Source organism: Roseivirga ehrenbergii (assembly GCF_001593005.1).
GTDB lineage: Bacteria > Bacteroidota > Bacteroidia > Cytophagales > Cyclobacteriaceae > Roseivirga > Roseivirga ehrenbergii.
This window is the reverse complement of the sequence record NZ_LQZQ01000009.1, coordinates 1-12692: the sequence shown is the minus strand read 5'-3', so window position 1 is coordinate 12692 and position 12692 is coordinate 1. Positions and strand designations below refer to the sequence as shown.

The window sequence follows — 12692 nt, the reverse complement described above, 5'->3', positions numbered from 1 at the left end:
GTTTGTTCTACAAATATGAAATTTGCAAAATGAAAGGGACACAATTAGGTGAATTTGAAGAACTGGTATTGTTGGTGGTTGGCGTATTATTTCCTGAAGCTTACGGCCTGAATATCCGCGAGGAAATCATTAATCAAACCAAGCGAAAAGTTGCAATTGGCGCAGTACATTCTGCTCTTAGTAGGCTCGAAGAAAAAGGTTTTTTAGAATCTGAATTGGCCGAAGGCACTCACGAACGCGGGGGCAGAAGAAAACGACTTTTCAAGATTACTGCAAGTGGGAAACAAGCTTTGGAAAAGAACCACGAATTGAGAAACTCTCTTTTCAGTCAAATTCCAGAAATGGCCCTAAAAATAGTGTAATCTCGTGGGGCTCCAATCAACATATGAACCACCAAAACTCGCTGTCAAGCTGCTTTCGCTTGTTTGCAAGAAAAAACTTTTTGAAGAAATAGAAGGCGATTTATACGAATACTACCAAGGCCAAAGGGAAGAGAAAACGAAACGGGTAGCGAACCTTTATTACTGGTTTCACATGCTCAATTTTCTACGCCCTTTTGCCATCAAAAAACTCGGTCAAAACTCAAATACAATCATCATGTACAGAAGCTATTTCAAATTTACTTGGCGCGGAATGCTCCGCCAAAAACTGCAAACCAGTTTCCATCTACTCGGGCTCATTATGGCCTTTTGCGTTTGCGGATTCATTTATTCCCACATAAAATACGAGTCGTCTTACGATTCTTTTCTCGATAACGCTGATGACATTTATCGGGTAGCGTGGATGAACCAAAACCCTCAAACACGAACACCTCATCCTATGGCGCAGGCACTCGCGGATGATTTTCCAGAGGTGATTGACGCAGTGAGTATTTCGCCAATTTATGGTTCAGGGCTTACTAAAGCGACAGTATTGCTAAAAAACGAAAAGAACAATATCACATTTGATGAACCTAACGGCTATTTTGTTGATAGTACCTTTTTCGATGTATTTAGCTTTAAGCCAATTCATGGTAATGTGAAAGAGGCGCTCCAAACAACTTGGGGAATTATTCTAACTAAGTCGGTAGCCGAAAAGTATTTTGGAGAGGCAAACCCTGTAGGTGAAAGGCTTACGTTCAACGGAATGGAAGATATGCTGGAAGTAGCTGCCGTAGTTGAAGACACTCCGAAGAACTCCCACTTCCGCTTTAATTTCCTCATTTCTTATGTGTCCCTCAAGTCTTTACAATTCAACGATCCATGGATGTCGTGGGATGATTTTGGTCACTTCAATTATTTAAAGCTTGCACCTGGAACAGATGCAAAAGCTTTCGAAGCGAAAATTCCTGATTGGGCGCCAAAGTACTTAGGTTGGGATGAAGAAAATGTAGAGGCCTTGAAAACAGGTGAGAATAAATTTGAATTACAGCCCATTCAAAGTATTCATTTGCATTCCAATATTCGATGGGAATTGGAAGCCAATGGCAGCTATAGCTACTTGCTTATTTATGGCATCAGCGCTTTATTCATTTTACTTATTTCTATCATCAATTTTGTGAATCTCAACACGGCAAAAGCAGCACAAAGGCTGAAAGAGGTTGGGGTGAAGAAAACTTTGGGCGCTTACAAATCACAGGTGGTTTCGCAATTTATTTTCGAAGCACTGTTCACTACGTTTTTGGCGCTGGCACTTTCTTTTGTGGCCATGTATATGCTGGAAACTCCCTTCAATCAATTGGTCAATGGAAACATTTCAGTGGCGGATTTATATCAAACAGACGTCATTTTAGTCTTACTATCAATAGCCATAGTTACCGCTTTTGTATCTGCCATTTACCCTTCGCTCTACTTAAACTCTTTTGAAGCAGGGCAAATTTTAAAAGGTTTGAAAACCACCAAACTGGGTGGGTCTAGTGTTCGAAATGGTCTACTGGCAATTCAATTTGTTGCTGCTATTCTTATGATCAGCGGAAGTATTATTATTAAAAATCAGATTTCTTTTTTAAAGAATAAGGACCTTGGTTTCAAGCAAGAAAATCTTTTGGTTGTGGAGGTAGACGATTTTCAAGGCGACTTAGAAGTAATGAAAACATCTATTCAAAAAAGTGCTGGGGTGTTAGATGTTTCCCTTGTTTCAAACGTACCAGGAGGTCAGTTTAACCAACACCCAATATACGCAGCTAACAATCCTTCCCTTCGGGTGGATGCTGCTGAAATGTTTATTGATAATGACTTAGCTACTACCTTAAGTTTGAATATTGAAGCTGGAAGAATGCTGAATAAAGAATTTTCGGCAGATTCTTCTGGAACTGCTTTTGTATTGAATGAAACAGCCATAAGAGAACTAAGTTTGGAAGACCCAATTGGTAAGCAACTTAATTGGGTAAATAACGAACAGCTTGTAAAAGGAACTATTGTTGGTGTAGTAAAAGACTTTAATTACAACTCCTTACACGTTCCAGTCCGGCCAATGATTATGATGGTGCCTACTTCATTTGGCTATAATTATTTGGTGGCGAAAGTAAGCCCAGCAAACCTAAAGGAGACGATATTAAGTGTAGAGTCAAACTTTAAAGAGGTTTATCCTGAAGGTAGCTTCTCCTATCGTTTTCTAGACGATCAAATCGAGAGACTTTATTTGGAAGAAACACGAACCCTGAAGCTAACCACTTTACTTTCCGCTATTTCAATTTTTCTGGCCTGTGGTGGACTTTTAGGTATTGTCTCTATCGTTATTAAACAGCGCGTAAAGGAAATCAGTATCCGTAAAATTATGGGTGCTTCGGCTTCTCAAATTCTATGGCTGATGAACTTTAAGTACTTGTTAATCGCTGGGGTTTCACTGCTGATTGCCGTGCCGGTTTCCGTGTATTTTATGAAGGACTGGCTCAGCAATTTCACATACCAGATTGGAATCGATCCTTTGACTTATGTGCTTACTGCCATTGCTGTGTTATTGTTAATTGGCTTTACCATCACACTCATTTCTATGAAAACAGTAAAAAGCAATCCAGTAAATGCGTTGAGGTCGGAGTAGGGAAGAAAAGGTGTTATACCTAAATCAGAGCATGTAAATAATTGGCAGAGTCAATTAGACCATTTTTACGAAATCGATCTAATATTTCAAATTCGTCAAGGTTTGGATTTGTTCGGTTCAGCACTAAGGCTCGAAAGGCTTCGAGCGCTAGGTCATTATTCAGGTCAATGGTGTCTGTGATGAAGTCATCGGCACTCTTTGCTACCAAACCGAAAGTAGCCAAATAATCTTTAGGGAAGTCTTTGATATTGTTAGTGACAATGATGTTTGCATTTGCTTTTATAGCTGCTGCTAATACGTGCCTGTCTTTATCATCAGGCAATTCCAACGCATTGACAAGTGATTCATAATTATCGACCAAAGCATCTGGAAAGGCACGTTGGGCTTTCTCTAATCTTTTTTGGATTTCATTACCTGGAATACCTTTTCGTTGCATTACGTTTTCCCACTCTGTGAAAATGTGTTTACTCCATTTTGGTGTGAAGAGGTCATAGGAGGCAAACCAAAAAAGAAGATCTCTAATATCGATTGGATATATCACATTGGTGTCTAATACACATGTAAACCTTACACTATGTATCATACAGCCCTGCTTCTTCGTCCGCTTTCATTATTTCTGTCAGCAGCTTACGCTGTTCTGCCTTCATTTTCTTTCGGTAATCAATTAGGTCTTGATACTGAATTCTTCTGTGTTTACCAATTTTCGTAAAGTTGATTTCTCCCTTTTCAAGCAGCTTAACCAAATGCGGTCTTGAGCATCCCAACATCTCTGCTGCAGCCTGTGTAGTAATTTCGGTAGCTACTGGCACAATGGATATAGGTTTACCCTGACTCGTTTCTTTTAATATTTTGGCCAGAAGGCGCAAGGCACTTAATGGAATTTTAATTCTTTCATTAGTCTCCTCAATCTCAATTTCAGGGTATTCAGAATGAATTTGATCCAATGTAGCGGCAAGTGCATCGTAAGACTCCATAGCTGCCTTCTGCTCTTCTTTAGAGGGTCTTTTTATTTCATCTAAGTTATTCATGTTGGTTCCGTTCAATAGTCACTCCAAAATAAACGAAATATTCGAAACATCGTTTCGTTTATTTTGATTTAAATCTAAGTGCTTATTGATCCACATTACCATCTCACTCATTTCCATGAAAACGGTAAAAAGCAACCCTGGAAATGCGTTGAGGTCGGAGTAGGGAAGGAGGGTTTCAGTTGAAAGAGTCTAACTCTTTTAATACTGGTGGGTTTAAGATGGCATTTTTTACTACTTCAGCAACAGAATTAAAAGTTATTCCTTTACGGGTACAATAATCACTCTGAAGCCAATCTTTCAAAAGTTTCGCTCCCTTGCTAGAGTTACAAGACATACAACAAAGCGAAATATTATCTATCCCATTTATCCTGATGTCATTCACTATGTGTTCCCAAGAAGGTTTGTTTTTTCGTGATCTCTCTTCATTTCTGAATTCAACTTTGCAATAAACACAAGTGGAGTCTCTTTCTCTCACATGGTCCTCAACTTCTTTTGGAATGCCCCATCGATTTGCCATAAAAATTATTCCCCTTCAAAGAAATCGTTATCTAATTCTTTTACTTCGTAGATGACTTTTATCTGTATACCCACATTATATTGATGCATAAGATCAACTAACTTTATACCATCAATTAGAATTATAGTATGATGTGCATCATGTGCTTTCTTAACCGCTCCTGGGTCAAACGATGATGTTGTAACAAATACCCCTTTTTGAGTATCACCACTCATAGCGCCTATAAAATTCCGGATATCCTTCTCACGAACTTTGTTTTCGCCATATCGCTTTGCTTGGATATAAATTTTATCAAGCCCAAGCTTGTCCTCGTTGATTATTCCGTCTATACCTCCATCACCTGTTTTTGAAGTTTCTACAAAGTCTCCGTAGCCCATCTTCTTTAGAAGAATAAGAATAACCTTTTCAAAATAGAATGGATCTATAGTTTTCAGCTTCTCAAGAAGCTCATCTTTTACTTGAACGTCAATCAAATTAAACCCTTCGTCTATGAGATCTTGAGGGGTTGCATTTTGAATTTTTGAAGGGATGTGATCGTTTTTGGGGTTTTCTTCGTTGTAGAACTCTAAAAAGTTGTCGGAGTTTTCAACTTGATTCAATGTAAGTTTAGATGAGCTATTCTTTTTACCCTTTTCTGTTATTTTAACATAACCCCTTTTTGGGAATTCAATATACCCTCCCTTTTTAAGGTAAGACTTTCCCCATGCGATTCTGTTAATTATCAAAATGTCACCGCTATTAGTCTTCTGTTCAAGCTGCTCCTTGGATAGTTGATAATAGAATTGATCAATAACCCTTTGATACATTTCCCTAGCTTGGAGCGTTTCTCCACTCTCTAGTACTTTCAGAATTGGAATGAAAGTCTCATGAAATTTAGGAATGTCCATAATTTTCTAAAATTAAGCAGTGCGTTAACTATCAGTCACATTTATAACTAATTGCCATAAATATATTGAATTTTATGACTGCTTTATCTCTTTCCTATTCACAACACCAACCTGCGCCAAAACAGAACCGTTACATAGAAGCAGTCTTTTTCTATCTTTATCCTATCATTCTAAAACCTTAAGATGTCAGTACTTTATTTGCTCTCTAGTTTGGGGGTAATCAACGGATTATTGATTGGTGCTTTTCTGGTTTTTCGCAACCAGAACAAAGTCGCGAATGCCTATCTGGGCGGTCTGTTATTGGCATTGAGCTTACGGATTGGTAAATCTGTTTTCTATTATTTTGAAGATAATGTAGACTTACTGATCCTTCAAATTGGGCTTTCTGCCTGTACTTTTATTGGGCCATTCTTTTACCTCTACACCAAAGCCATTTACAAACAACATCGGAAAATTCATACCAGAAACACTGTCCTGCTCATAATTCTACTGGCATCAATTCTAACTATTGGTTCAGTCTACCCTTACCGAAATCATCCCGCTATATGGAATGGCTATATCATTTATGGTATCTATTATATCTGGGCGGTTTTCACACTTTTAGGTTTGTACAACGCTGTCAAAATGCTGAAACCTGTAATACTCAAGCCCTCTACAATGAGCAAGCCACAGCAACATTTGGCCATGCTCACCATTGCCATGCTCATCATCAATTTGACTTATCAGATGGCGCTATATGGTTTGTTTACCTACATATGGGGGGCGCTTATTTTTTCCTTCACCTTATATTTTCTCTTGGGTAGGATGCTGCTTTCTAGCAAGTTTTTCTCCCCGAAACCTACTGACCAACCACTCGCTAATGCCTCAAAAAAACTGGAGGAACTGAATGTGCTGATGGATACGCAAAAACCATATATCAATCAGAAACTCAAACTGGATAACTTGGCTGTGCAGGCTGGTCTTTCTAAACACAGTTTGTCCAAACTATTGAATGAAGAGTACCGACATGGCTTTGCACAATATGTAAAAGAGTTTAGGGTGAAAGAAGCGAAGCAATTGATTCATACCAGAAATGAACTTTCGTTGGAGGGCATTGGCTATGAAGCAGGCTTTAGCTCTAAGTCATCTTTTTTTGATGCATTCAAAAAGATCACGAATTCCACCCCTTCGGAGTATAGAAAGAGCCATCAACTGGTGGCATAAGCCACAAATTACTCCAGAATGATCATTCTGGACTTCTTATCTCCGATTAATTCGATTTCTTGACGGCACTGATCGTAATCTTGGCTGAACAAATCAATTCATTCAATGAAAATTAGAGCATTCATCTTTCTCGTAGTCATAAGTATCAGTCCGTGTTTTGCCCAAACAGATCACGAACAAATCACGAAAACACTCAATCAATTTATTTTGGGTACCCAGTATAACTATCCAGACTCAATAGCCATGGCGTTCCATCCGGGCACCCGAATGTTTCTTTATAATGGCACCGACTCGGCCTATTTTATGACCTCTGAAGAATATGCAGGATTGTATGGACGCAGGGCGCCAGGAACGTTGAATAATCGGCCATCAAAGATCATCGGTATTGAGATTGACAGAGATGTGGCTTATGCCAAATTAGAGATTGATATTCCTTCTTATGGAAATCGATATCATGATTTACTCTTGCTTAAAAAGATCCTTGGTCAGTGGAAAATTGTGGGCAAGGCCACTTCAGCAGGGCCGATTCCTAAAGCGCCAGAAGAGTTTACACCAAACCCAGCAAAGGAAGTGGTACTGACAGGGCTCAACAAACCTTGGAGCATGGCCTTTATTTCAGAAAACGATGTGCTTATTACTGAAAAGGATGGCAGCCTTCTTCGTATTAATTTGGAAACCAAAGAATGGAAAGCCATTTCCGGATTACCCAAGGATGTGGCAAGGGCTGTGCAGATTGACACTGCCAAATTTAAGAAAAGCATTTTCCCAAATAGTCTGCACGGGCAAACCATAAGTGCCAATGCTGGGTGGTTTCAGGTGCTACTCGACCCAGACTTTGACCAAAATAACTATGTATATATTTCCTACGCAGCGGAGAATAAAGCGCGCGCCAGCACCACCAAAGTTATTCGCGGAAAGCTGATTGATAATGAGCTGAAAGAGGTGGAGACACTTTTTGTGGCAGAACCTTATGTGCATGGGCTTTATCACTATGGTGGCGGTATGATCTTCGGAACCGATGGCAAGCTATACATTACCATAGGCGAACGTAACTTTTTTGAGTACATGAACCCTGAAATTCCAGTTGCACAAGATGTAAAAGACAAACGTGGAAAAGTCATCAGAATTAATCCTGATGGGAGTATTCCCAAAGACAATCCTGATTTTGGGCCAAGTGTGATTAAAGGTTTGTTTGCCATTGGTATTCGTGCCTCGCAGGGCCTGGCTATACACCCAGAAACGGGAGATATTTGGTTTAGTGAACACGGCACCAATCAAGGAGATGAACTGAACATTCTGAAGCCAAGCGCAAACTACGGGTGGCCGAATGTTACTACAGGTAGTTACCGAACGGATTATCAACCAAAAACCATTTCGGGAGCTACTTTTACCGATCCAGTATATTCATGGGATCATACTGTGGCGCCAACAGGGTTGACTTTTTACTCAGGCGCTGAGTTTCCATTATGGAAGGGGAATTTGATTGTGCCCGGGTTGAGCAAAGGCAGCTTGTGGAGAATGGTGGTTGATGGTGATAAAATCATAAGTGCCGAAGAACTATTCATCAATAGCAGGGTGAGGCTAAGAAAAGCAATTGTTTCTCCTGGAGGGCAACTCTATTTACTTTCTGACGAAGAAGACGGTAAACTGATTCGGGTGTTTAACGGTAAGAGTTGAAATGACGGGTTGTTATTCAAGTAAGCTGGCGGGGGCAGGGGGTGGAAATAGGAAGAACATGTTAATAAGAACTTATGCAGTAGGAACGTTCAATTTGCCTCCAACCGCCCTAAGTACTTTAAGAATAGTGTCAAATTGCGGTTTAGCACCTTGCGATAATGCTTTGTATAAACTTGGCCTGCTGAGACCTGTCTCTTCTGCGATTCTTGTCATTCCTCGTGCTTTAGCCACATGGCCTAGTGCGGATATAATATCTTCAGTATCACCCTCTTCCAAAACAGTATTCAAATACTCCACAATTAAAGCATCGTCTTCAAGGTATTCAGCAATATCAAACTTAGTAATCTCTTTATTTTCCATTTCAGTTGTTTTTATAGTGAGACCATAATTCTTTGGCTTTCAATATATCCTTCTGTTGAGACGATTTCGTTCCACCGCTTAGAAGAAGTACAACCGTACCTTTGTATTCCTTCAAATAAACGCGATATCCTTTGGCGTAGTGAATACGTAATTCGCTAATCCCTTGCCCCACGGGCTCACAATCTCCGAAGTTTCCACTTTGTTCTATTCGTTGAATTCTAAAGAGGACTTTGGCCTTCGCTCGTGGATCTTTCAGTTTTCTGAGCCACTTGTCAAATTCTAGAGTCTTTTCAATAGAATACATACGTAAATGTATTCACTTGGATACAAAAAAGCAATAGACAGCTAGAAGTGTTCTGTTGCTTGACATGTCACTTTGGTATTTATTTACCCATATCCTCCTTCAAATACTGCCCAGTATAGTTGTCCTTAAGTTTTACCATTTCTTCTGGGGTGCCCGTAAAAGTGATGTTACCACCTTCGTGACCACCCTCTGGGCCAAGGTCAATAATCCAGTCGGCTAGTTTGATGACCTCGGTATTGTGCTCAATAATAATGACGGAATTGTCTTGCTCAATCAGCGCGTTGATGGCTTTCATCAGTTTACTGATGTCGTGAAAATGAAGGCCCGTAGTCGGTTCATCAAATATGAAAAGAATGTGTTCCTTGTCATTCGATTTCCCTTTTCCTAGGTAGAAAGCCAGTTTCACCCTTTGCGCTTCGCCTCCACTGAGCGAATTAGAAGACTGCCCCAAACGGATGTAGCCCAAGCCCACTTCTTGCAGCGGCTTCAGTTTACTATGCACTGCTTTTTCATTGGCGAAGAAGTACATAGCATCATCAATGGTCATGTCCAATACATCGGCAATGCTTTTGTCGTTGTAGGTGGCTTCAAGAATTTCTTGTTTGAAACGCTTGCCTTTACAGCTTTCGCAAGTCAGCTGAATATCGGCCATAAACTGCATTTCAATTTTCACTACACCTTCGCCTTGGCAAGTTTCGCAACGGCCGCCATCTACATTAAAAGAGAAAAATGCGGGTTTATAACCACGTTGCTTCGAGAGCGGCAAGTTGGAGTACAACGCCCTAATGGCATCGTAGGCCTTTACATAAGTAACGGGGTTCGATCGGGATGATTTGCCAATCGGGTTTTGATCGATGAACTCGATTTGGGTTACCTTTTTGGTGTCGCCTTCCAGTGCATCCATTTTACCTGTTTGCTCACCTACGGTACCTAACATTTTACCCAACGAAGGGTAAAGAATTTTCTTCACCAAAGTAGATTTCCCCGAACCACTTACGCCCGTAATTACGGTCAGCACGTCCAAAGGAATATCAACACTCACGTTTTTGAGGTTATTTTCTCTGGCTCCTTTTATTTTAAGTGCGTCTCTCCATTTTCTTCTGTGTTCAGGAATAGGCAATTTTTCTCTTCCACTCAAATAATTGGCGGTATGGCCTGTGCCATTCTGAACCAATTCTTCGATTGTCCCTTGAAAAATCAACTCTCCTCCATGCGAACCTGCATCCGGGCCAATGTCAATAATTTGGTCAGCCGCTTGCATTACTTTCTCTTCATGCTCAACTACCACAACGGTATTTCCCAAGTCGCGCAAGGTAAGCAAAACAGAAATTAATCGGTCGGTATCGCGAGGGTGTAAACCAATACTCGGTTCATCCAAAATATACATGGAGCCCACTAAGGCACTGCCCAAGGAAGTAGACAATTTAATGCGTTGAAACTCCCCGCCCGATAAAGTGCTGGTCAATCGGTTGAGGGTAAGGTAACCTAAGCCTACTCGACCTAAATATTCGAGTCGGTTCTGAATTTCTTGAAGTAACCTTTTAGCAATTTTTTCTTCATGCGCAGTAAGCGGAAGCTTATCGAAGAAAACTGCTGCCTCTTTTACAGGCATTAGTACGATGTCGGTAATGCTCTTTCCGTCCAACTTTACGTAGGCAGCATCTTTCCTTAATCGGGTGCCTTTACACTCTGGGCAGTCAGTACGGCCACGGTAACGCGAAAGCATTACGCGGTATTGAATTTTGTGTGTTTTCGACTCTAAATGTTCGAAGAATTTATTGAGCCCTTTAAAATATTTGTTGCCTGTCCAAAGCAACTCTTTCTCTTTTTCCGTCAGTTCCGCGTAAGTTCTATGGATGGGAAAATCAAACTCAATCCCGTGTTTTAATAGCGGCTGCAACCATTTGCTCATGGTTTCGCTGCGCCATGGAGCAATGGCGCCTTCATATACCGAAAGCGATTTGTCTGGAATCACCAAGTCGATATCAATTCCTAAAATTTTCCCAAAACCCTCGCAGCGTTTACAAGCGCCAAAGGGGTTATTAAAGGTGAAAAGGTTAACGCTTGGCTCTTCGAATAGAATTCCATCCGCCTCAAATCTGTCTGAAAAAGCCGTTCGGCCTTCACCAATCACCTCAATAATACAATCACCTTGCCCCTCAAAAAGGGCGGTTTGTACCGAATCTGAAAAACGGAATTGGGTGTCTTCATTATGGGCCACAACCCCTCTATCAATCAGGATTTCTAAGTCTTTAGAGACAATGTCTTTTTCGTCTTTTAGTAAATCTTCTATAAAATAGGGCTCGCCTTTGGCTACCACACGGGAATAACCTTTTTGTAGCAAGAGGTTCAGTTCTTCTGCTACGCTACGCTCTTCTTTCTGAATCAGCGGACAAAGAATCATCACCTTGGTGCCTTCTTCTTTGGCCATCAAAAACTCTACAATGCTGGTTACACTATCACGACTTACTTCTTTGCCACTAACCGGACTGTAGGTTCTTCCTATTCGGGCAAAAAGTAATTTTAGGTAATCGTAAATTTCGGTGGTAGTACCTACCGTAGACCGAGGGTTTCGTGTATTAACTTTTTGCTCAATAGCAATGGCAGGTGAAACGCCTTTAATATAATCCACCTCAGGTTTTTCCATTCGGCCTAAAAACTGACGGGCATATGAACTCAAACTTTCCACATACATGCGCTGCCCTTCCGCAAAAAGCGTATCGAAAGCCAGCGATGATTTTCCAGAACCAGAAAGGCCAGTAACCACTACCAATTTATCCCTTGGAATGGCCACATCGACACTTTTGAGGTTATTTACCCTTGCACCCTTAATGATAATGAACTCTCTAGGATTCAGGTCGTCAATAAGGGTAGGGTGGCTAAGTGTTGTTGAATTCATAAGATTGCAAAGATAACAGAGCTAGCAACTAATTGTTAACTGAAAAATAATTACCTTTTTCAGAATTAAATTCTAAACTCTGGCATTATACTTGATTAAAGTTTTGCGATAGTCTTGAAAGCATTAGCCTAAAACTTGAAAATCAAAAATTACGATCAAATATTTGTAATCTGTATTTGAATCAATACATTTGAGATTGTTACTTTCATTAATCCATTTCCAAAAACTAAACATTACCGTATGATATAAACCTCTACTTAGACCTAACAATAACTAACATGAGGAAGTACGAAGTAAGCGATAGCCAATTAATATCGCTATACAAAAACGGTAATGAAGACGCATTCGCGGAATTAGTCTCACGTCACAAAAACAAAATCTTTACTACAATCTATATGATTGTAAAAGACCATGATCTTGCAGAAGATTTATTGCAGGAAACTTATGTGAAAGTGGTGAATACAGTAAAGTCTGGACGGTACAATGAGGAAGGTAAATTTCTGCCTTGGGTGAGCCGAATCGCACATAATTTAGCGATTGACCATTTTAGAAAGGCCAAGAGGTACCCTACAATTGTGATGGAAGATGGCAGCAATGTGTTCAACAGTTTAGAGTTTTCTGAAGAATCTATCGAGGATCGTCAAATAAAAGAAGATACACATGCGTTACTTAGGGAGTTAATAAAAGAACTACCCGACTCACAGCGAGAAGTTCTTATGATGAGGCACTACATGCAAATGAGCTTTCAGGAAATTGCTGAAGTAACAGATGTTAGTATCAACACCGCCCTTGGTCGTAT

11 protein-coding genes are annotated in these 12692 nt (G+C 40.3%); 5 read left to right on the top strand and 6 right to left on the bottom strand.

Going from position 1 to position 12692, the window contains the following annotated elements; genetic code table 11:
* Nucleotides 1-29: 29 nt before the first annotated feature.
* Complete coding sequence (locus MB14_RS07475; protein WP_053223916.1) at nt 30-362, top strand: PadR family transcriptional regulator; 333 nt, start codon at nt 30-32, stop codon at nt 360-362.
* A gap of 4 nt (nt 363-366) precedes the next feature.
* A complete protein-coding gene (locus tag MB14_RS07470; RefSeq protein WP_062590961.1) occupies nt 367-3018 on the top strand; it encodes an FtsX-like permease family protein in 2652 nt (883 codons plus the stop codon).
* Between the two features lie 19 nt (nt 3019-3037).
* Here MB14_RS07470 and MB14_RS07465 read toward each other — a convergent pair whose 3' ends face one another.
* From MB14_RS07465 to MB14_RS07450, 3 genes are all read right to left on the bottom strand, one after another.
* Nucleotides 3038-3601 (bottom strand): VapC50 family PIN domain-containing toxin, encoded by a 564-nt coding sequence (locus MB14_RS07465; protein ID WP_062590960.1) that lies wholly within the window; start codon nt 3599-3601, stop codon nt 3038-3040.
* Nucleotides 3591-4046, bottom strand: a complete 456-nt coding sequence (locus MB14_RS07460; RefSeq protein ID WP_062590959.1) for an excisionase family DNA-binding protein — start codon at nt 4044-4046, stop codon at nt 3591-3593. The genes MB14_RS07465 and MB14_RS07460 overlap by 11 nt, the downstream gene beginning before the upstream one ends.
* A gap of 522 nt (nt 4047-4568) precedes the next feature.
* Entirely contained in the window at nt 4569-5450 is an 882-nt protein-coding gene (locus MB14_RS07450; protein WP_062590957.1) for a restriction endonuclease, read from the bottom strand.
* A gap of 183 nt (nt 5451-5633) precedes the next feature.
* Between MB14_RS07450 and MB14_RS07445 the strand changes: the two genes are divergently transcribed.
* Nucleotides 5634-6653, top strand: coding sequence for a helix-turn-helix domain-containing protein (locus MB14_RS07445; RefSeq protein WP_062590956.1), 1020 nt, complete (start codon nt 5634-5636; stop codon nt 6651-6653).
* 105 nt (nt 6654-6758) lie between these two features.
* Nucleotides 6759-8330: a PQQ-dependent sugar dehydrogenase gene (locus MB14_RS07440; RefSeq protein WP_062590955.1), complete on the top strand. Its 1572-nt coding sequence runs from the start codon at nt 6759-6761 to the stop codon at nt 8328-8330.
* A gap of 72 nt (nt 8331-8402) precedes the next feature.
* Here MB14_RS07440 and MB14_RS07435 read toward each other — a convergent pair whose 3' ends face one another.
* From MB14_RS07435 to uvrA, 3 genes are all read right to left on the bottom strand, one after another.
* A complete protein-coding gene (locus tag MB14_RS07435) occupies nt 8403-8690 on the bottom strand; it encodes an addiction module antidote protein (RefSeq protein ID WP_062590954.1) in 288 nt (95 codons plus the stop codon).
* A 1-nt stretch (nt 8691) separates the two neighbouring features.
* The gene (locus MB14_RS07430; protein WP_062590953.1) at nt 8692-8994 is read right to left on the bottom strand and encodes a type II toxin-antitoxin system RelE/ParE family toxin; all 303 of its coding nucleotides are present in this window, start codon (nt 8992-8994) and stop codon (nt 8692-8694) included.
* Between the two features lie 79 nt (nt 8995-9073).
* Nucleotides 9074-11893, bottom strand: coding sequence for an excinuclease ABC subunit UvrA (gene uvrA, locus MB14_RS07425; protein WP_062590952.1), 2820 nt, complete (start codon nt 11891-11893; stop codon nt 9074-9076).
* 278 nt (nt 11894-12171) lie between these two features.
* On the opposite strand from uvrA, the gene MB14_RS07420 reads away from it, so the two are divergent.
* On the top strand, nt 12172-12692 hold a 521-nt coding region (locus MB14_RS07420; protein WP_062590951.1), incomplete at its 3' end, for an RNA polymerase sigma factor.